Below are 20,506 nucleotides of genomic sequence, written 5' to 3'. Positions count from 1 at the left end.
AAGGACAAGATCCGCTCGACTTGCATGTATTAGGCACGCCGCCAGCGTTCGTCCTGAGCCAGGATCAAACTCTCCAAATTGGTGTTTGAAATGCTCATTACTTTTTATCGCTTTTCTAACGATCCGTGAGGATCGTAAGGGCAGTTATTACTCGTTGTTCAGTTTTCAAAGAGCAATCTTTTTTCTTTCGTTGTATTGCTTGTTTTGCTTGCCGTCCGTGTGTCTCTCTCGGCCGGAAATAGAATATACCATGTATTCGCCTATAAGGTCAAGCGTTTTATAAATTATTTTGAAACAAAATGTTTGAATCTGTCGATTGTTGTTTATAGCTCCCGTTTTTCTTGCAGCTCCCGCCACACTTTTTTGTTGCTGTACTGCCGCTCGGAGCTGATATCCTTGCCAAACCAATCCGGTGCCTGGAACGTATTCGCGGCTTCTTCCGAGTCAAATTCAACTTCAAGCACAGAAAGCTCGATTTGATCATACGTATCGATTTCGATTACGCGTCCATCCCATTCCGCCGTTATCCGGTTTTTCGTCAGCGGCACGAAACCAAAGGCATTTATAACCTGCCCATATATGCTCTCCGATATAGAGTACTCAATTTCTTCGCGTAACATACCGTTGCCTAATTTAAACGTATGCGTATAGGTAACATCGCCGCTTGCCAAATCCACGATGCGGCGAACGCGCAGCTCCTGATTTTCGTCTATGGCTAAATAGGTTTGTTCGATTCGCTGTTCGGAAAGCACCTTCAGCTTCGAGTCTTCTACTAAAGCACTCGGAAATTCCGGCAGCAGAAACTTGCGTTCGATTTCTAATGACATCCTAAACCGCTCCTTTATTGTTCATCTTCCAAGAAAAGCTCATGCAGCATCTTTTCCCGGTTATTAATAAACTGCTTCATCAATATAAAGTGATCGGTTTCCTCTAATGTGGTGCGCTCAATGCCCTCTGAAGTTAAATTATAAATCACCGCGTCGGGATAGGCCATTAGAATAGGCGAGTGAGTCGCAATAATGAACTGAGAGTTCTGCCCGACCAGCTGGTTAATCCGAGAAAGCATCGCCATTTGTCGAAAAGGAGACAACGCCGCCTCCGGCTCATCCATCATATAGAGTCCATTTCCTCTAAAACGATGGAGGAACGCCGCAAAAAAAGACTCGCCATGCGATTGCTGATGGAGCGACTTCCCGCCATAGGAATCGACTAATCTCGGTCCTCTCGGTGTCTCGCGATCCATTTGATCAATATTAGTCGCCACGTTATAGTAGCTCTCCGCACGAAAGAAAAAGCCGTCTCTCGGTTTATTCACGCTGCGGACAAGCCTCAAATAGCGATGGAGCTCGGAATGCGTCTCTTCGGTAGAAAAATTAAAATTAATCGTCCCGCCTTCCGGATTGAACCCGAGCCCAATCGCGATCGCTTCCAGCAGCGTAGATTTTCCCATGCCATTCTCACCGACAATGTAGGTTACCTTGGGATGAAACTCAAGCTCCTCCAAGGTACGTATGGCATTCAGATGAAAAGGGTAAGCATCGAAGGAGGGTACCGTCTCCCTAAGGAGCCTGACGCCTCTTAAATAAAGTCCTTGCTGGCTTTGTCTCACGGCGCACGCCCCCCAGCCCGATTAGGTCTTGCTTAGTACTGCCTGCTCTGCTAGCCGCAGCATTTTTTGAACTTTTTACCGCTTTCGCAAGGGCACGGGTCATTACGTCCGATTTTTTTCTTGGACTGAAGATCGATAACCTCAGCTTGACGTGCTTGATTAGGAACATGATTCAGCAGCATGCTGGCGCTTGCTCTCTTCGCAGACAGCTCTTCAGGGGAATACCCTTTGATGGCCCACTGCTTGGTGCTGTTCATTAAAGGAACCAATAAATTCGTTACCGCATTCACCGTTTCCAAGTTCGGCATATCGATAAATTCCTGCGCCAATTCGATTACGTCTGCCAGTGAGCTTCCGTTTTTGGCAGCATCCACAATTTCCTCTGCCATTAAATCCGCTTGTTCCCGGTCAATCTCGTAACGATGTAGAACATAGCGAACGAGATTCATATAATGGCTGTTCCGCTCAACATACTCGGGCTCTCCCGCTTTGAGCAGCTGCTGCTTCGTAAACGGACAAAAATCCAGATCATGCCTTAGCGAACGCTCTTTCATAATCGCTTGCGGATCTACCACCCGAGAGTCGGAGATCGTGTCGTCTGCATGGATTTCGAATTGATCATAATATTGAGCGGCGTCGATTAAGACATCCATAAACTCCGTAGACGCTTCGGCTCCGTCTCCCTCGGAAATAACAAACGATATTAATTGTTCGACCGTTAACGTTCCATAATAGTAAAGCAAGCCTTGCGTCATCCGAATCCATTCCATGCTGCGGCTGACGTTCGGCTGATCTTGTACCGCATTGCCCTCTTTCATTGTCTCCAGTAATTCCAAAGGCATGAGGACAACCCGCTTCCCCTCCACCGTTCCCGGAAAAAGAAGCCCGCGCTCGCGGAAATATTCATACTGCTGAAGCTCCAGCAGCGGCTTATCCCAAATGCCGTCGCTCTTTGCTATTTTTTGAAGGAGCTTGATCCTGTTTTGGTCAAAGCTGCGCACCGCTTCCGAGAGATGCTCCGGAATCTTCACGGCCAGCTTTTCTACCAGCCCCTGTTTATTGAGTGAGCTTAGGTTGCTAATTTGCAAATTCGTACGAATACTAGTCAATTGCTGCTTTGATAATGTGCCCAGCGCATCCGCAAACGATAAGGGATAAGTCAGCTGCGGCCAAAATTTATCCATTGCTTTATCCAGCTTTGTAGTCATGGTATTCTCCTAAATCGTAGATGTATTTCATGCTCTTCTAGCAAATTAAAGGGTAACCCCAAAAGACATGCAGGTTCAAAGATAACAAAAATCGAAGCTGGAATCAAACAAAATAATTTAATATATCCCCTATAAAATGTAGAATCAACCTATAAATAGAGGCTGTCTCCGCAGGCAATCAAGCCTTTTCGAGACAGCCTCTTCAACTGGTTTCCTCATGATTTTTCCACGCTTTTTAAGCTAAGCAGCGAGTTTAACTGTTCTAGTAAATTACCGCCGCCCGTGAGTGAGATCGTTCCGATCTTCTCGCAAATTTTCTCCAGAAATTCTAGCTCCTTCAGCCGGAACAACGTACCGTTCTCATCCATCAGCTTAGCGGTATTAAGCAGACTGCGGGTCGATGCCGTTTCCTCGCGGCGCGTAATAAGATTAGCCTGCGCCTTCTTCTCTGCTAGCAGAACCGTATTCAATATATCCTTGATGTCGCCCGGCAAAATAATGTCCTTGAGGCCAGCGGATATAAACTGCACGCCGTAATGCTCCTTCTGCTCATTCAAACGAGTGAGCACAAACGTCGCGATTTCCTGCTTCATTCGCAGCAAATCATCCAGCTTAAGCGTACCGACATACTCCCGCAAAATGAGCTGCAGCATAATATATACCTGTTCCTCGAACGACTTGATTTGGAACGCTTTAAGCGGATTGACAACCTTATATTGGCATACGAAGTTGAGCCGCAGCGTGACCTTGTCCTCCGTCATGATTTCTTGGCCGGTCATGTCCAGCTGAAGCTGGCGCAAATCGACTGTTTTCACCTGCACGCTCGTCGGACCCTTCCAGAAATAATACCGGCCGGGACGAAGCTCCCTCTGCAATACGTTATTGTAGAAAAGAAGGCCGGATTCGTGGCTGGCAACCTCGAACATTTGAATATAGCCCTGCAGCTTCGAGAGCAAGGAACGGTCGATCTTCTCCGATATTTCGGGAATTCTAATGTCCACGCGTATAAACGAGTGCTTCTTGATCGCATTCCAGAAAGCATACACCCCTGCTGTCAGAAGCGAATTGAACTTTCCGTCCTCAAAATGTAGCGCGTATTCGTAATCCTGTACGTCAGCAACCGTTAACTCCTCCAGCAGCTGCTTATCCTGAAGAAACAGACTCAACTCCTTGTTTGGAACGGCGAAGCGCTTCGTTACATTTTGCAAAATAACACTGTCGTCTGCAAAGGAAGCATGCCGGTATACGCCCGGCTGCAAAAGCTTGATATAGCTGCCTTTTTTGAAAAGCAGACCGCGTTCATCGTTTTTGATGATTACTTTTTTGAACATGAACAAACACCTCTTTGCGGTTTTGGTGGCCTTGGTAACAGAAGCTCTCCTGCGGCTGGGCCGGAATCAGGCTTGAGTAAGGAGCGGTGCTGTTTTATCGCTTCGGCATTCCTAGACGCATTCAAATGCATGATCCATTCGTTTGCGTATTATTTCCTGCTTGGCAATAAGAGACAGCCCGCTCCGAACGGTATCCGCCGATTGCATAGGCTTTGCTGCAGCGGGGATGCCTAGGCATCCTCCGAGAGCCACTGTTAAAGGCAGAGTCAACAGAAAGTTCTCCTTGGAAGGGAGTTAGGGTGCTCCGAAGAGCATCGTCGCTTTGGAGGCGATTGTCAAAGAGAGGGGGATAAGCCCTACTCCTTCATATGGGAGATTCCGCCGAGATGGACCATACAGCATACAGGCGCATAGGATGCGCGAGCACTGCGGGATTTTCGAAAATCCCAGCCAAGGTACGCCATTCGGACATGAATCTCATCTATTATTGAAGTGATCTTTAATAGCGAAAGTGATCGTGATCGATTAGATGCCTTTAATGGCTGCCATCGGCTTGCATTTGGCTACCACGGCGGCCAAGGATGCGCCAACGACGCTGTCGATAATTTGATCCACGTCCTTGTAGGCCTGCGGGCATTCATCGAGAATCGTCTGCAAGGAAGCGTGGTTCACGAGAATCTCGTCATCGGTGCCGACCTTCAGCGATTGCTCGAATTCATCGACGGTCACCAGCTGCTTCGTTGCTTTACGGGATCTTGCACGTCCTGCCCCATGGCAAATGGAATAGAAGTTTTTCAACCCTTCATCCCTCCCTACCATAATGTAGGAGGACGTTCCCATCGAGCCGGGAATGAGTGCCGGATGCCCCGTTTCCTTGTAGACTGGCGTATTCAAAAAATGTCCCGGCGGAAGAGCCCGCGTCGCTCCTTTGCGATGAACGAGCATCGGCTGGTTACGGTGAAATTCCTTCAGCGCGTAATTATGCATCAGGTCATAGAGGACAGGCATTTCCATGCCCGCTCCGAATACCTCACGAAAGGCTTCGCGAACGCCGAAGGCAATCATATGCCGATTGCTTACGGCAAAGTTGAGCGCGGAATACATGAGATTCAAATAGGTCTGCCCTTCTTGGCTCGCTATCGGCGCATAAATCAAATTCGGATCCGGATTGCTTACGCCCCACTGGTTCATGGCTTCCTTGATGGCCTTGTTATGCTCCCGGCCGACCATACCGCCCCAAGAGCGGGAGCCGGAATGGATCATGACGACAACCTGACCGTCGAACAGGCCCCATTTTGAAGCTAAGTCCGCATAAGCCTCATTGATCTCCAAGTACTGAATTTCAATGAAATGATTCCCGCTTCCGAGCGAACCTAGCTGGCCCCGCGCATATTTCAATATTTTTGGAGGAAGCTGTTTCAGATAATTAGTATCGAATGCAAAATGCGATTGCTCGACATGCGTCAGCCATTGCTCATCCGGCACATACTTTTCAGGCAGCCCCTTCAGGCCATGCTCCACTACGCTCAACACATCGATATCGTCGTAGTTCGTATTTTTTCGCTCGTTTGTCGGCACGTATTTCTCGATGGCCGCAATCAACGCTCTGCGAACATCCTTCTCCTTAATATCCCGCTTATGCAGCGGAGTGGTGTGAACACGCATTCCGCATCCAATATCCGACCCGACGATCGAGGGAGATACGCAGCCGTCCTTCATATTCCATACCGCCGTTGTCCCAATGCAGGTTCCGATGCCGACATGCGCGTCTGGGGTGTAGCTCATATATTGATTCCGCGGAATTAGCAGGTTATGGTTAGCCATTTCATATACTTTATCTCCGAACGTTCGGAATACCTCATCGTTTGCGAAAACATGGAGTTTGCCATGCTCAAGCTCCAGCTCATGATGATTGCCGCCATGCTTCTTATGCTGCATCAACATTGTAAAACCTCCCTTTTCTTGCTTTCATTCTTCCGGTGTCCCGTCTTCTTATAGCCTTATTTTGCATGTTTTTGGAGGGCGTGAACATGGCGAAAGTATGACGACAAAGGAAAATTTTCCTTTTTGTTCAAATCGGCAATCTTCCTGTTAAGATAGATAAAGAATATCGATTTGGACGGAGGAACCCCTACATGGCGAGAGAAAGCTTTGATAAGGAGATCCAGTTTTTGCGCATGCTTGTTCTTACCAGCGGGGCATATAATCGTCAGCAGTACGCAGACAGACTCGGCATCTCCATTCATACCTTCGATAAAACCATCAAACGTTTGAAAGAAATCGCTAACGCGGTTTACCAGCAGCTTCCCGCGGACAAAGGTAAAGAGTTTGCGGAGACGGTCCGCTACAGCTATCTAGATTCATCGGATCCCATGCTGCTGTTTTTGTTTCGGGCCAAATCGCTTAAAGAATCGGAAAGCCAGCGTCTATCTCTGCTGCTTGCGGCTATGCACGAGAAAGCTTTGACCGCAATGGAGCTGCTTGATCTCTGCTGCGGCAGCATGCCGGCGGAGCTTGCGCTTCCCGACGAGAAGACCATACGGGGCGATCTTAAATATTTGGAGCAGGTCGGAGTTATCCAAAAAGAGCCGGGAACGCGCCCGTTCCGGTACCGGACGTACAATGATTTGATCACGGTGCTATCCCCTGAGGAGCTGCAGGATTTATATGATTTTGTAGACATTATGGCCAATACCCAGCTGCCTTCGGTGCAGGGATATTTGCTTCGTGACGGGTTGAAAAAGCATATGGCCCGCAATCCGGACGATTACGGCCGCGCCGAGCCCTTCTTATATAAGTACCACTATTATTCCCGTATATTGGATGAGGCCCATCTCTTTACGCTGCTAGACGCGATTCGCAGCCGTCGCTTCGTCAGTTTCCTATATTTTTCGCCGAAAAAAGAAACGAGCTACGCCTCCAAAAACACTAACCCCTTATTTGAGAGGGATACCGAAGGCAGCCAGGAGATGATTCTCCCGCTAAAGGTCGTCTATGACCATCAATACGGCCGTTGGTATTTGCTAGGCCGCCATCCCCGCCATGGCATTAAGAAATACCGTTTGGAAGGTTTGACCCAAATCTCCGAAGGGGATGCCGCTCCCGAAGCGGACTATGAAGCCCATACATCCGATCTTGAACAGCGGATCCGGCAGAGCTGGCTCATCGATACGGGCAAGCCCGTTACGGTAAAAGCCCGTTTCTTCCATCCTGGGCCCGGCATATCGAACTTCGTCAAGGAGCGTGTTCTCCTTCAGGGACAATGGGGGAGCATTACGGAAGAGACCGGGGACTCTTTTATCTACGAGATAGTAGTGAACGGCATGGTTGAGATCAAGCCGTGGATTCGGAGCTTCGGCTCCAGCTGCGAGGTGCTGGCTCCCTTGAAGCTCCGAGAAGAGATGATTGCGGAATGGAAGGAGATTAAAAGCTACTATGAATCCCTTTGAGAAAATATTCAATTACCAAATCCTATCTAAACTTGAGGACTCGGGAACCTTCATTATAACGGCGCATGAGCGGGGCTGGCTGAAAATGATGCTCGGGCATCCGGCTGCCGCTCATGCTTTTGAGCCGGAAACCTTTCGCAAGCTGCAGGTTGTATTAGAGCAAGAGCAAGGCTTGGAAACTGGCGGATTGCTTCACAAAGCCGCAAGCAGGGTACGCCATGTCTATCATCCGAAGGTCCGGCTGCTCAGGCAGGCCATCACGAACAAGGCGATCCTGCGATTTAGCTACAGCATAAAAAACGGACGAACAACCGCGCTGCAAGAAGGCTTTCCCTATAAGCTTGAATATTCGATGGTTAAACGGGAATGGTATTTGCTCTGGTATCATATAAATAATCGGATGCTGATGAGTACAAGACTGGAGAAGATCGCGGAAATAAGCGAGCAAGCATGCCAAACGGAAGATTACGAGCAGTTAACCGCCATCGTCCATGCTTTAACCTCCAAACGCAGCATGAGTGCGGATATACTCGTCGTGCCAGGATACAACGGGGAGCTTTCGCGTATTTTATACGCTTTTTCTTGCTTTGAGAAGGAAGTAAGCTACGCACCGGAAACAAACGAATACACGATTCGTTTATACTTCAACAGCAACGAGAGCGAATTCGTGCTTCAAAAAACACGCTTCCTCGGAAAACGGGTCCGGATCTTGGAGGGCGGCCAGCTAAGACGGCGTATGCTGGAATCCGCGGCAAAATCACTTGAACGCTATGCGGATTCGCACAATTAATCACATTTTGACGAAAAATTTTATTTATAATGATTCCAAAATAATATTGATTTCCCTCTGGAAAGCGGTAACATATTAGTTGAGGTGCAATCATACAAAATCAATGAGGTGAAGCTATTATGAGTACAGAGAAGAACAAGCTAACGACTAGCTCTGGCGCTCCAGTTGGAGATAACCAAAACTCGATGACAGCCGGCTCACGCGGTCCCACGTTAATTCAGGATGTTCACCTATTGGAGAAACTAGCGCATTTCAATAGAGAACGTGTTCCAGAACGCGTTGTTCATGCGAAGGGCGCAGGCGCACACGGTTACTTCCAAGTTACGCATGATGTCACCCCTTTTACCAAAGCCAGCTTCTTATCCGAGGTAGGCAAACGCACACCAATGTTCATCCGTTTCTCTACCGTAGCCGGTGAGCTGGGCTCTGCCGACACGGTTCGCGATCCCCGCGGATTCGCCGTGAAGTTCTATACCGAAGAAGGAAATTATGATTTGGTCGGCAATAACACGCCTGTGTTTTTCATTCGTGACGCTATTAAATTCCCTGATTTCATTCATACGCAAAAACGCCATCCGCAAACCCATCTCAAAAATCCAAATGCGGTTTGGGATTTCTGGTCCTTATCCCCTGAATCCTTGCACCAGGTAACGATTCTAATGTCAGATCGCGGTATTCCGGCTACGCTTAGACATATGCATGGCTTCGGCAGCCATACCTTCAAATGGGTAAACCATGAAGGGCAAGCCGTATGGGTTAAATACCACTTCAAAACCGAGCAAGGCGTAAAAAACTTAGCTCCCGAGGTTGCGGCGCAGCTTGCCGGCGATAACCCTGATTACCATACCGAGGATTTATTTAATGCGATTAAAAATGGCGATTTCCCGGCTTGGAAGCTTTATGTACAAATCATGCCGATTGAGGATGCAAATACATATCGTTTCGATCCGTTTGACGTGACGAAGGTATGGTCGCAAAAGGACTACCCGTTGATCGAGGTTGGACGCATGGTGCTGGACCGCAACCCGGAAAACTATTTTGCCGAGGTTGAACAGGCGACGTTCTCCCCAGGTTCGTTTGTTCCGGGCATCGAGGCTTCTCCTGACAAAATGCTGCAAGGCCGTCTCTTTGCTTACTCCGATGCTCATCGCTACCGGGTTGGCGCGAACCATAACCAGCTGCCGATCAACCGTCCCCATTCTGAAGTGAACAACCATCAGCGCGATGGGCAAATGCGTGCCGACGGCAATGGCGGTGCTTCCATTTACTACGAGCCGAACAGCTATGGCGGACCGACGGAATCGCCGGAGAACAAGCCTGCCCCGTTCGAGGTTTCCGGCCAGGCAGACAGCGTTTCTTTTGACCATAACGACCATTATACGCAAGCCGGCGATTTATACCGTCTGCTGAGTGAAGAGGAGCGAGCACGACTCGTCGACACGATCGTCGGTGCCATGAAGCCCGTAGAGAAGGATGAAATTAAGCTTCGCCAAATCGGCCACTTCTACAAAGCGGATCCCGAATACGGACAGCGTGTCGCTGAAGGCCTTGGCTTATCCGTGTCGCAGCAATCATAGACTTCTATTATTCGCATCTTAGCTCCAGCCTTATATAGTAAAAACGAGAAGGGGACGGCTGCAATAGCCGTCCCCTTCTCGTTTCTAGCATTAATTAAACGGATAAATCCAGAAGCGCTCCGTTCCGAACCGCTCCTTTATTTCCTTGTCCTCCAGCTTTTTATTGCCGACCAGTTCCGCCGCCTGGAACTGGGAACGGTGCGCTTCGATAGAGGCCATTTTTTGCCGCAAGTAATCCTTAACGTCATTTATTAGATGAGGCTTGCCTAAAACTTGTTGATGGTTTTTGGAAAAAGCCACGCAGTAAACTGCCGGTCTCTCCTCCGGTGGCAGCTTGCCGATGACACGGATGACAGCCGCTCCGCATGCATCATGATCCGGGTGAACGCTGAAGCCCGGGTAAAAGGTATAGACATGTGACGGACGAAGCTCTTTAAGGAGCGCGTCAATTTGGCCATCCAATTGTACCTGGTCTTCAAACTCAATCATTTTATCGTGAAAGCCGAGCATTCTCAGATCCTGTATTCCAATAGCCTCACAAGATCTCTCCAGCTCCAATTTTCGTATATGCGGAAGGGTTACTCGATTAGCAAACGGCGGAATCCCCATATTTCGGCCCATCTCTCCAAGCGTTAAACAGGCATAGGTGACATAGGAGCCGCTTTCTATATGCTTAGCCAGCGTACCAGATACCGTGAAGGCCTCATCGTCGGGATGCGGAAATATAACCAAAACATTTTGAGCCATAGCTTCTCCTGTCTCCTCTCTCATTAGAAGGGTTCCCTGCTTAATTGCAACGAAACGATCAACTTTCCTTGTGAATCGTGTCCGGCAAGCAGCAGCCTATCCGTCTCGTTCTCTTCCCAGTGCGTCAAGCCCTCAGTATATATCCAGCCATGCTTCATCTTCAGCCCCACCCTGTAAGGTCCATTACCTGCAATCGATCCGTGGGAATAACGAATCATCGCATTGGTGATGAAGTTTGCTGCCGGATGTTTCGTGCTGTCGAGATGGGCAGCATAAGCCCCCGTTGTCATTTCAAGATGAACGTATAGCTCCTGCTCCTTCAAACTATCAATCCTATGCTGCACATTCTCAGCATGAATAAGCTGCATCGGTATCCCTCCTCTATCTCCTTAAGGCACGCAATATTTATAAGAATGCAATCATTCTAACACACTTAACCCGAAAGAAATAACGTAGGTTTTTGTGGTATACTGCTACAATATGAATATGTTGGAGGATTAGCCCCATGAAAATTTATGTGATTCAATCGTTTAATGAAGACGGCTTGGAAAATGTGTATGTAGGCTCAGACGAGGAAAAAGCGCTGTCGTTAAAATCAGCCGACTTCGACCATTGCGATGCCCTGTTTGTCGAGATCTGGGAGGATGGCGAGAAGACGGATGACTTCCGCCTCGTGGAGTCGCCTGAGGACGCCGAAGAGGAAGAGGAAAGCGTTGAAAACGAGCGATAAGCTCCTTTTTAAATAATAGGTAGCCTTGCAACCTTTTGTCGAACACTGCCGTCTAGTGTTCGACTTTATTTATAAGGAGAGAAATTAGATGTTACCTACGAAAAAATCACTATCCAAAATAGCCGTGCTTGCGCTCACTGTATCCATGCTGGCTGCAGGCTGCAATAATACCGGAAACGAACCGGCTAACCACTCATCGGCCGGAAATGCATCGAATGAAGCCGAGGTTACGGAGCAGCCTACCGATAATCCCGCAACGGACGAGCCGGCTGCTACCGAAGAACCTGCCGTTACCGAGGAGCCTGCGACAGACACTGCAACGAGTGAACCGGCTGCTACGGAAGAAGCAGCAGTAAAGCCCGCGGCTACGGCTAAGCCTACCGGCAAACCATCCGGCGGAAAGCCTGCCCAAACAACGGCGCCAAAAGAAAAGCCCACGCAGAAGCCGGCTGCAACAGCGAAGCCGACGCAAAAGCCGACCCAAAAACCAACGCAAAAGCCAAACCCAACGCCTAAGCCTACCGTAAAGCCGACTGAGGATGTGAAAGTATCCGATATCTCCGATAAAATCTTAGCCGAGATGGAGATGCCGCCCATGATCACTGCGGACGGCGAGCTCGTTAAGGATATATACGGAATTGAGGCAGGCGCTTTGCTGTCAGAAAGCATCTTCCTGCAAGCGATGATGAATACGAAGGCTACCGAGCTTGTGATCGTAAAGCTGAAATCGGAGAAAAACTACGATGAGGTGGCTGAAGCTTTGGAGGCCCGCGCCGCACAAATTCAGAAAACATTCGAAACGTATTTACAGGATCAATACGAGGATGCAAAAAATTATAAAATTATCCGTCACGGCAATTACGTCATGCTGTCCATCTCGCATGATCAAGACAAGGTCGTTGAGATTTTTAACAGTTTCTTTAAATAAGCAGCGCGATAAAATCCTGACCTTCGCCGGTCAGGATTTTTTTATTAATGCCGTTGAAACATTTTGACCGCATGGAACGTGTTAGGGATGAAGGAGTCGACGCGAATGCCAAGCAAGACGTTATTTTCGAGAGAGGATTTAGCCGAGCAGGTCCATCGTTACGCGGATATGATAATGTAAATAAACCAATAATGAGTCCGAAGCTGCAAATACAAACGTCAGTCCATTATTGGGCTGACGTTCGCATGTGAAAATTATTTCAAGCCCGTATTGGCAATGCCTTCAATAAACTTATTTTGAGCTAGAAAGAAAACGACCAGAATCGGTACAGTTGCTATGGTCGAAGCGGCAAGCAGCAGCGGCCAGTCCACGCCGGCATCCGTAGTCAGCAGCGATAAACCGATCGGCAGCGTGAACAATTCCTTCGTATTTAAATAAATAAGCGGTTCAAAAAACTCGTTCCAGCTATTCATGAATGTAAAGATGCTTACGGTTGCCAATGCGGGTGTGGCGATCGGGAGCATAATCGACCTGAACGTGCGCCATGGCGAACACCCGTCTACTTTGGCTGCTTCATCCAGTTCAATAGGAACTGTAATTAGAAACTGACGTACGAGAAATACGCCGAACATCCCTCCCGCTCCAAGCATTGGCGGAAGAATCAGAGGAATATGCGTATCGATGAATCCAAGCTTTGATATCCAGCTGAATAAAGGAATGGCCGTAACTTCCGTAGGAATCATCATCCCGCTGAGCAGGAACAGAAAGATCGCGTTTTTGAACGGAAAGTGCAATCTGGCAAACGCATAGCCTGCCAATGCGGACAAGAAACAAGTGCCTGCCGTGACGAGCACCGCGATATATATACTATTAAAAAAGTAGAGATGAAACGGCATTTCCGTAAACACGCGAATATAATTGATCCATTCCCAAGCTTCGGGTATCCACTGGGGCGGAAATAGAAACACCTCGGAATCCGTCTTCAAGGATGTGCTGACCATCCAAAAAAAAGGGAACAACACGATGAAGGAAACGATTGTTAGAACCAGATAGGATGCAAGGTTGGATGTTATCTTTTTATTGTTCATAATGTACCCATCTCTTTCTCAGTTTCCACTGTATCAAAGTCAGAACCAGGATAATGCTGAACAAAATAAATGCCAGTGCCGATGCATAACCGAATTCGTAGGAGCGGAACGCTTGTTTGAAAATGTAGAAGACCATCACGTACGTGCTTGTTCCCGGCCCTCCGCCTGTCATCACATAGATTTGTCCGAACACTTTTAGAGAACCGATAACGGTTATTATCGTTATCATGAATACGGCTGGCGTAATCATTGGCAATGTAATGGATTTAAAGGTTTCCCAGCGCGAAGCGCCGTCAATTTTGGAAGCTTCGTAATAATCCTTCGGCACATCGTGCAGAGCGGCCAGAAAGATGACCATGTTCATGCCCACGCCTTTAAGCGCACTGACCACTATAACGGTAGGCATCGTCCAAGTTTCCGAGAAAAGCCAGGAAATCTCCGTTCCGCCAAACGTTCGGATCAGCAGATTGACTAATCCGCCGTCCGTAGAGAAAATAAATTTCCATACGATCCCCCAAACCACGAGGGAAACGACTACCGGCGTAAAGATCGCGGTCCGAAACAAGCCGATGCCCCATATTTTCCGTTTCAACAGCATGGCCAGCAAAAGCGATAAAACAATGTTCAGCGGGACCAAGCCCGCAGAGAAATATACGGTATTCACGACCGTATCCCAGAAGACGGGATCATCGCGCATGGCGTAAATATAGTTATCCAAACCAATATACGCTGTATTTCCAAATAACGACCAATTCGTAAAACTCATCACGAAAGCGTAAACGATCGGGCCAAACAGAAAGATTATATATCCCGCCAAAATAGGCAGTATAAATAAATATCCCATCCACATTTCTTTTGATTTCAAAGATGCTAAACCTGCAGACTTACCTCCGGCCATTCGTGCCTACCTCCTGTTGTCAATATGACGCAACCCTCCCTATAATTTACGAGATCGCCCTATTGTTCATATGGCGATCTCGCAATGCTCCATCGTTCTGGAGGGTTATTTCAATAGAGGATTAATGCTGTCTTCCATAATTTTCAACGCTTGCTCGGTTGTCGTGGAACCGAGCAAAATCGCATCCATGTTTAATGTCACCTGCTCGTCAATCTTGACCCAGTTCGGATGGGAAGGCCGGATTGTACCTTCGGCCAACCGATCGTACGCAGCCACTTTCATCGTTTCAACAGTCGGGAACGGGAACTTGTTAAGATACTCATCGGAGTACAGGACAGACTCTCTCTGCGGCACAAAAAACTGGGCTACTTTAGCTGCATTTTCCTTATTACTAATAAATTTTAAATATTCCAATGCTTCTTCCGGATACTCTGCGTCTTTGAAGATCGAATAGCCTCCAAAACCGATAGGCACCGTGACGCCATGGTCGCCTTTCGGAAGCGGAGCAATATCCCATTCGAAATCGACTTTGTCACGGTAAGCGCTTGTACGGGTAACGTTCTCAAACGCCATACCAACCTTACCTGTATCGAAAGTTAACTGCTCACCGATGCTTGGATGCGCTTTCTTATCGAGCAGCCCTTTAAAGAGATTAATCGCTTTGGCCGTCTCCGGCGTGTTCATAGCGAATTGCGTTGTGTCTTCGTTGAAGATTTCGCCGCCCATCGCCCAAATCAATGGAATCAGATTGTCGGACCAGTTGGAGGAACTTTGTATGAACTTCACGCCGTATACCCCTTCTTGCGGTTTGGAGATCGCTTCGGACGCTTTGACCATCTCATCGTAAGTCCAGTTGCCCTCTTCATAAAGCTGCATTGGCGACTTCAATCCATTCGCTTCAAACAGTTTTTTATTGTAGAAAACGACCAGAGGCGGCGTAGAAAATGGAATACCATAGAGTTTGCCTTCCTTTTCAAATGCAGTGAGCGTGGATGGTATTATATCATCGAACGCATAAGCCGCATCCTCTTTCACGGACGAAATATCCAGCAGCTGGCCCCCATTCATAAATTGCGGAATCATGCGCTCTGAGATCCATACGATATCAGGCGAGGTTTTGGTCGCTGCCATGATCGCCAGTTTCTGCTGGTAGTCCGCCCACGGAATCACGGAAGTTTTGACTGTCACATTCGGATGGAGCTTCTTGTATTCCTCAGCAAGCTCGTCATACAACGCCACCTGGGCATCGCTGCCCCAAACGGACATCTCAAGCTCCACAGGATCTTTTGACTCAGCAGCCACTTCCGCACTCGGCGTATTGTTCGCATTTTCCTTGTTTGCCTTTGCGGCGCCATTATTGTTATTTCCTTTTCCTCCGCATGCGCTCAGCAAGCCGAGCAGCAATACAATAGACAGCAAGACTAACCCGTATTTCTTCATTTTTATGCCCCTCTCAATGTATGTAATCGCTTTCTATTACTAGTATAGATTTGATCGCTTCCAGAAAAAATAACACGAAATCGAGAAAAACTATGTAAATTCGAGTACTTTAATAGAACCAGCTGTATAACAGAATTTCGGCCTAAGCCCGCGTGACAAGGACTTAGGCCGAGAGGGTTCCTAATCGTTGACGAAGCCGACAAACACCTCATTGATTCTGGCCATCATATCGTTTGAATTGCCATTGCCCCATGACGGACGGACAAAATGGAAGCGCAAGGCAGTCGTCACGACGGGGTTTTCCAAATTCAACGTCGTATACTGACCCAAAAAAGCGTCCTGATCATTATCTCGGACTTCGGCTATCGTCTTCCATTCTCCGTCTTCCAAGATCTGCAGATCAAAATCTCTGACATGCCAGTTGGCCGAGCCTATAACCGGCACATGTCCGCTCCACAGCTTCACTTGGTTGATCGTTTGCTCCGTTGTCCAGTCCAGCATCAGATAAGGCGTTTGGGAGCCGTTTGATATCCACCGGGTTTCCAAGCTTCCGTCAAGTACTCTATCTTTTGTATTTGTACCCAGCGTGGAGTCGACCGACAACTGCGCAGCAATCGCCAGATTATTGGTTACATTAAGAACGAACGTTCCAGTGCGAGCAACGCCATCCAAGACGACAGTTGCCTGCAATGTTGCTTCTCCAGCTTGAAGCGCGGTAACCACGCCCGTATGATCAACAGTCACTAGATCCGGCGTCAGACTTATGAAAGATATGTCCGCATTTTCCAACGAAGCGTCCGATCCTGTATTGTATGTGCCGGTCACATGCAGTTGGGTAGTCATGCCCGGCACCAGCTGCGAACGATCCGCTGTTACCGCTACGGCCGCAAGTTCGACGGGAGGGTAAGTTTCAACCCGCAGGTAAGGCCTATAGCTAGGGTCGGATCCATTGTATAAATGCGTCAAGTAACCGGTTTGATTGGCATTCTGGGCATAAGCAAGCGATATCGTCCGATCGCCATCCAGACGTTCTTGCACGAGCACAGTCGCATCGAACACATACCAGGCGTACTCGCCTTTATTATTCAGCTGCACAGTCGAGAGCTTCTGACCAAGCTCTGGCGGAGACTGGTACATATTCCATTGCATTGTATCGCTGTCCCAGTCATTGCTATCCACTGCATAGAGAGAAGTTGCAGCTCCCGTCTCTCCAGCAGGGCTCTCCAGCGCTTGTCCATACACGTAGAGCCATGCGGTAGCCAGCTTGCCTTCAATAGAATTCAGATCGAATTGCTGATAGCTTCTCACCGATTCGCTATCATTTCCGCCTTTAATCTGTAAGGGATTCGCAACCGGGGCATTCTGAGCATTTTGCTGTACGCTTGCCGCCCTGGTTGCCGGTATCAGTTCGGAAACCACCACTTGATTCTCATAATCCGTCCCGGTATTTCCACTGATCTCATTGCCGAAGAGACGAATATTCGTGCCGTGTGAGATCATAACGCCATTCGTATTCCCCGTAACATGATTGTCCTGAATGACAATATTCTCGGGTATGCCTGCGCCGTTCCCGGCGTTGGTCGGATCACCGTCGTCTTTCATGGCAATTATACCCCAGAAGTCGGAAGCGGTATTGTTCACGATCTGATTGCCCTTCACAATCGTTCCGGGCGCATTTTTCAGACGTATTCCCTGGCTCCCCGCATTCGTAAATCCGGTAATGGTATTATTCTCGATAATCGTATCGGGAGATCCCAAATACACCTGTACCCCATACCGTTTAACATTCTCGATTAAATTGTTATGAATGTAATTGCCTGGTCCAGCGGCATCATGCGTAGCGCCCGGATTGCCGACGCCGACAGCCGCTTCGCCGCCGCCAACGATATGATTGTAGCTTACTTCATTCATATACTCGTCTTCTCCGTGGAAATCGATAGCGTCTAATGCCGAGTTCAAGTAGTAGTTGTTTTCAATGAGATTGTTATGCGTGTAAGAATGCGCCATCGTTCCGTGACGCAGATAAGGACCGATAAACTCGTTGTTGCGAACGACATTGAAACGAGAGTCGTCCTCTCTGCCGAGCCGGCTTTCCTTGGACTTGCCTTCGATAGAAACGCCATATCCGTTTCCGCCCTCGGCTAAGTTCGTCGCGTTGCGAAAAAGCGAATTTTCCACAATAACATCATGACTGTTCGTAATGACAACGCCGATCCGTTGAAACTTCTCGATCGTCAGTCCGTCCAGCGTAATGTTATAGGACGGTTTGCCGGAAGCGGCGGTAATCATGATCACCTGCTTAGGTCCGCCCCGATCCGGATTCGCAACCGACGTATTCGTTGAATAATTCAAGTCCCAGCTGGACGTAATCGTCATGTTGCTGATCTTAATATTGTTTTGTCCGGCCATACGGAATACGATGCCTTCAACCGTGGCATATTCTTCCTGTTCATTAGCATGGTCGGAGACCAGCAGAACGCCATCCTGGCTCTCGCCGCGCATCTGCACGCCGGATTTCATAATGAAATGGGTAACTCCGTCCATATCTGTGCTCGTTAATTGATAGTGTCCGTTCGGAAGATACACTTCGTCCCCAAGCGCCGCTGCAGCCAGTGCAGCCCGGATAGCTTGAGCGTCATCTATTCCGTCGTCGGCAGGATCGGCGCCAAAGTCCAGGACATTATACGTAGAGCCGGTCACTGTCTGAGCCTCATGCGGCACATGCGGTGTGCTATCCGCATAATAGAGACCTGCTTTTGTCGGAATTGGGGCATCCGGATCCGGTCCCGTTGGCGGAATCTCCACATCACTTAATATAAACCCGTCCACATGGGGAGGGTAAACCTGAATTTCTGTAATGCTTGTCCATTCGCTTGCTCCGCGCCCGACCACCCGTACATAACGGGCGGTGACGGTTTCAAAACCAAAGGCCTCAACCTGGATCGTCGTGCCGCTGCTATCGCCGCTGTATACGCGGGTCCAGTTGTTCTGGTCGTTCGAAACCTCGATATCAATGGTCTTGCTGCGATTGTCTCCCCGGTAGAAAGCGACTCCCAGATAAGAAACCAGCTGTTCCGACCCCAGATCCAGTTCGACCCATTGCCCGTCATCATACGCCGACCACCTTGTCTGAATATCACCGTCAATGGCATATTCCGGAATATTGGAATCGCTGCCGCTGGCCCGATAACCCGCGATCGTCAGCGGGGTTGCTGATTCTCCGCTAAGTGCCGGTGTGGATACGTTCACCTCATTGCTCGGCACAGTGGCAAGCTCAGTCGTCGTATGCGCTTTTATGGTAAAGGCATATTCGGTGCTTGGCTCCAGATTGAACACAAGCGCGCTATATAGACCGCCATTCGCATCATAAGTGGAAGAACTTACGGAAACCGCAGGGCTGTCGCCGTTATAGATCACATATTGGCTCACATCCGAGCTTGGCAACGGATTCCACTGCAGCTTGACAGTCGTGCTCGTCGTCTCCATGGCGTGAACAACGAATGGCGGTTCCGGCGCAACACTGTAATCGTCCAGAGCGCCGTTCTCGACATCCTCGAATACGATTCGGTTGGCAGACTCCGCATCGGCTTCGGCCTGCACGCGGCTCGAGCCCATCAAACCCGTGAACAGCATACTCAGGATTAATAATAACGCTGTAGATCTTTTTGTAAGACTAGTCATTATCCACCACATCCTTTCTTTCATGTCATTTCATTTGCTCTTCATTTGCAGTTTTTTGTAATCGCTTTCAATTAAACCTAACCCAAGCTTTCACATTCACCTCCCGAACATCCGAATGTAATCATTAATCATTCTGTCGCAATTCATGAAGTCTCTGCACCAATTGGGAGCGCTTAACAATAAGTATACAAGTCAGCCTGTCAGTGAAAAACAGCGTATTTTCGAGAAAAACTACGATATTCATAGCATCTGTTTTGTTTTGTGCTCAATGATCTGGCCGGCCTTAACTCAGCGGCCTTTTTCTATATTCGGTAGGCTTCGCTCCGCAATGCTGCCGAAACACGGCCATAAAGTGATTGGCGCTGGCATAGCCGCAAAGGTTGGCGATCTCGTATATTTTCAGATGCGTATGGGTCAGCAGCTCCCTAGCTTTACTCATCCGGCATGCAGTCACATAATCAGAATAATTTTGTCCGGTTTTCACTTTAAACAATGTGGATAAATATTGATGATTCAAATGCACCTGCTCCGCAATGAATGGAAGTGAAACATCCTGATCCAGACAAGAGACGACCAGTTCCTTCACTCTTCGAATCGTCTGATCTTCATGGGCCGCTTCGGCGTTAGGCGTCTCTACCGCCCGCTCGCGGTCCAGCCGCGCTTTCAAATTCAATAGAAAATGGGAAAGCTCAATCCGGTCCACCGGCTTCAGGATGTAATCCGACGCATTGTGACGCATCGCCGCCTTGGCATAAGTGAAATCTTCATGCCCGCTGATGATTAATACAGGAAGGTTGGGATACAACCCCCGGACATGCCGCAATAACTCGATTCCGTTCATCTGGGGCATACGGATATCCGTAATCAGCAAATCCACCGATTGCATTCTGAGAAGCTCCAGCGCAGCGAAACCGTGCTCCGCTTCCGCGGTTACCCTGTAACCGCCGATCACTTCCTCGATCATTATCTTTAACCCTTCTTGAATTTTCTTCTCGTCTTCTACCAGCATCACATTGTACATTCCAATTCC

At 48.5% G+C, this 20,506-nt stretch carries 19 protein-coding genes and 1 rRNA gene; 6 read left to right on the top strand and 14 right to left on the bottom strand.

Features of this window, described 5'->3' with window-relative positions; all coding sequences use genetic code 11:
• From MRBLPE1_RS10455 to MRBLPE1_RS10425, 7 genes are all read right to left on the bottom strand, one after another.
• A 16S ribosomal RNA gene (locus MRBLPE1_RS10455) occupies positions 1–80 on the bottom strand; the annotation flags it as partial.
• Positions 81–323: 243 nt separating this feature from the next.
• On the bottom strand, positions 324–827 hold the full coding sequence (locus MRBLPE1_RS10450) for a CYTH domain-containing protein (RefSeq protein WP_364145035.1): 504 nt from the start codon (positions 825–827) through the stop codon (positions 324–326).
• A gap of 14 nt (positions 828–841) precedes the next feature.
• The gene (locus MRBLPE1_RS10445; RefSeq protein ID WP_364145033.1) at positions 842–1,609 is read right to left on the bottom strand and encodes an AAA family ATPase; all 768 of its coding nucleotides are present in this window, start codon (positions 1,607–1,609) and stop codon (positions 842–844) included.
• Positions 1,610–1,659: 50 nt separating this feature from the next.
• Positions 1,660–2,817, bottom strand: a complete 1,158-nt coding sequence (locus tag MRBLPE1_RS10440; protein ID WP_364145030.1) for a YecA family protein — start codon at positions 2,815–2,817, stop codon at positions 1,660–1,662.
• Positions 2,818–3,032: 215 nt separating this feature from the next.
• Positions 3,033–4,148 (bottom strand): slipin family protein, encoded by a 1,116-nt coding sequence (locus MRBLPE1_RS10435; RefSeq protein WP_364145028.1) that lies wholly within the window; start codon positions 4,146–4,148, stop codon positions 3,033–3,035.
• A gap of 111 nt (positions 4,149–4,259) precedes the next feature.
• On the bottom strand, positions 4,260–4,418 hold the full coding sequence (locus MRBLPE1_RS10430) for a hypothetical protein (protein WP_364145025.1): 159 nt from the start codon (positions 4,416–4,418) through the stop codon (positions 4,260–4,262).
• A gap of 255 nt (positions 4,419–4,673) precedes the next feature.
• On the bottom strand, positions 4,674–6,092 hold the full coding sequence (locus tag MRBLPE1_RS10425) for an RtcB family protein (protein WP_364145022.1): 1,419 nt from the start codon (positions 6,090–6,092) through the stop codon (positions 4,674–4,676).
• Between the two features lie 191 nt (positions 6,093–6,283).
• Between MRBLPE1_RS10425 and MRBLPE1_RS10420 the strand changes: the two genes are divergently transcribed.
• From MRBLPE1_RS10420 to katA, 3 genes are all read left to right on the top strand, one after another.
• On the top strand, positions 6,284–7,597 hold the full coding sequence (locus MRBLPE1_RS10420; protein WP_364145019.1) for a helix-turn-helix transcriptional regulator: 1,314 nt from the start codon (positions 6,284–6,286) through the stop codon (positions 7,595–7,597).
• Complete coding sequence (locus MRBLPE1_RS10415) at positions 7,584–8,387, top strand: WYL domain-containing protein (RefSeq protein WP_364145017.1); 804 nt, start codon at positions 7,584–7,586, stop codon at positions 8,385–8,387. Before MRBLPE1_RS10420 ends, MRBLPE1_RS10415 begins: the two co-directional genes overlap by 14 nt.
• Before the next feature lie 119 nt (positions 8,388–8,506).
• Complete coding sequence (gene katA, locus MRBLPE1_RS10410) at positions 8,507–9,964, top strand: catalase KatA (protein WP_364145015.1); 1,458 nt, start codon at positions 8,507–8,509, stop codon at positions 9,962–9,964.
• 90 nt (positions 9,965–10,054) lie between these two features.
• Here the strand turns inward: katA and bshB2 are convergent, their stop codons facing one another.
• On the bottom strand, positions 10,055–10,711 hold the full coding sequence (gene bshB2 / locus MRBLPE1_RS10405) for a bacillithiol biosynthesis deacetylase BshB2 (protein WP_364145013.1): 657 nt from the start codon (positions 10,709–10,711) through the stop codon (positions 10,055–10,057).
• 23 nt (positions 10,712–10,734) lie between these two features.
• Complete coding sequence (locus MRBLPE1_RS10400; RefSeq protein WP_364145010.1) at positions 10,735–11,079, bottom strand: YojF family protein; 345 nt, start codon at positions 11,077–11,079, stop codon at positions 10,735–10,737.
• Positions 11,080–11,216: 137 nt separating this feature from the next.
• Here MRBLPE1_RS10400 and MRBLPE1_RS10395 point away from each other — a divergent pair, with 137 nt between their 5' ends.
• From MRBLPE1_RS10395 to MRBLPE1_RS10385, 3 genes are all read left to right on the top strand, one after another.
• Positions 11,217–11,441 carry a hypothetical protein gene (locus tag MRBLPE1_RS10395; RefSeq protein ID WP_364145008.1) on the top strand — a complete coding sequence of 75 codons (225 nt, stop codon included), beginning with the start codon at positions 11,217–11,219 and terminating at the stop codon, positions 11,439–11,441.
• A gap of 88 nt (positions 11,442–11,529) precedes the next feature.
• The gene (locus tag MRBLPE1_RS10390) at positions 11,530–12,369 is read left to right on the top strand and encodes a DUF4358 domain-containing protein (RefSeq protein ID WP_364145005.1); all 840 of its coding nucleotides are present in this window, start codon (positions 11,530–11,532) and stop codon (positions 12,367–12,369) included.
• A gap of 47 nt (positions 12,370–12,416) precedes the next feature.
• Positions 12,417–12,620, top strand: a complete 204-nt coding sequence (locus tag MRBLPE1_RS10385) for a hypothetical protein (protein ID WP_364145003.1) — start codon at positions 12,417–12,419, stop codon at positions 12,618–12,620.
• A gap of 3 nt (positions 12,621–12,623) precedes the next feature.
• On the opposite strand, the gene MRBLPE1_RS10380 is transcribed toward MRBLPE1_RS10385, so the two are convergent.
• The 5 genes from MRBLPE1_RS10380 to MRBLPE1_RS10360 all read right to left on the bottom strand — a co-directional run bounded on the left by MRBLPE1_RS10380 (position 12,624) and on the right by MRBLPE1_RS10360 (position 20,497).
• Positions 12,624–13,457 carry a carbohydrate ABC transporter permease gene (locus tag MRBLPE1_RS10380; protein ID WP_364145000.1) on the bottom strand — a complete coding sequence of 278 codons (834 nt, stop codon included), beginning with the start codon at positions 13,455–13,457 and terminating at the stop codon, positions 12,624–12,626.
• Positions 13,447–14,355: a carbohydrate ABC transporter permease gene (locus MRBLPE1_RS10375; RefSeq protein ID WP_364144997.1), complete on the bottom strand. Its 909-nt coding sequence runs from the start codon at positions 14,353–14,355 to the stop codon at positions 13,447–13,449. The genes MRBLPE1_RS10380 and MRBLPE1_RS10375 overlap by 11 nt, the downstream gene beginning before the upstream one ends.
• 105 nt (positions 14,356–14,460) lie before the next feature.
• Positions 14,461–15,795, bottom strand: coding sequence for an ABC transporter substrate-binding protein (locus tag MRBLPE1_RS10370; RefSeq protein WP_364144994.1), 1,335 nt, complete (start codon positions 15,793–15,795; stop codon positions 14,461–14,463).
• A gap of 180 nt (positions 15,796–15,975) precedes the next feature.
• Positions 15,976–19,476 (bottom strand): discoidin domain-containing protein, encoded by a 3,501-nt coding sequence (locus MRBLPE1_RS10365; RefSeq protein WP_364144991.1) that lies wholly within the window; start codon positions 19,474–19,476, stop codon positions 15,976–15,978.
• A gap of 283 nt (positions 19,477–19,759) precedes the next feature.
• Positions 19,760–20,497 (bottom strand): response regulator transcription factor, encoded by a 738-nt coding sequence (locus MRBLPE1_RS10360; protein ID WP_364144989.1) that lies wholly within the window; start codon positions 20,495–20,497, stop codon positions 19,760–19,762.
• Positions 20,498–20,506: the final 9 nt, after the last annotated feature.

Origin of the sequence: Paenibacillus sp. LPE1-1-1.1 (assembly GCF_040676435.1) — a bacterium.
GTDB lineage: Bacteria > Bacillota > Bacilli > Paenibacillales > Paenibacillaceae > Pristimantibacillus.
The sequence above is the reverse complement of the archived record's forward strand: the minus strand, read 5'-3'. Positions and strand labels throughout refer to the sequence as shown.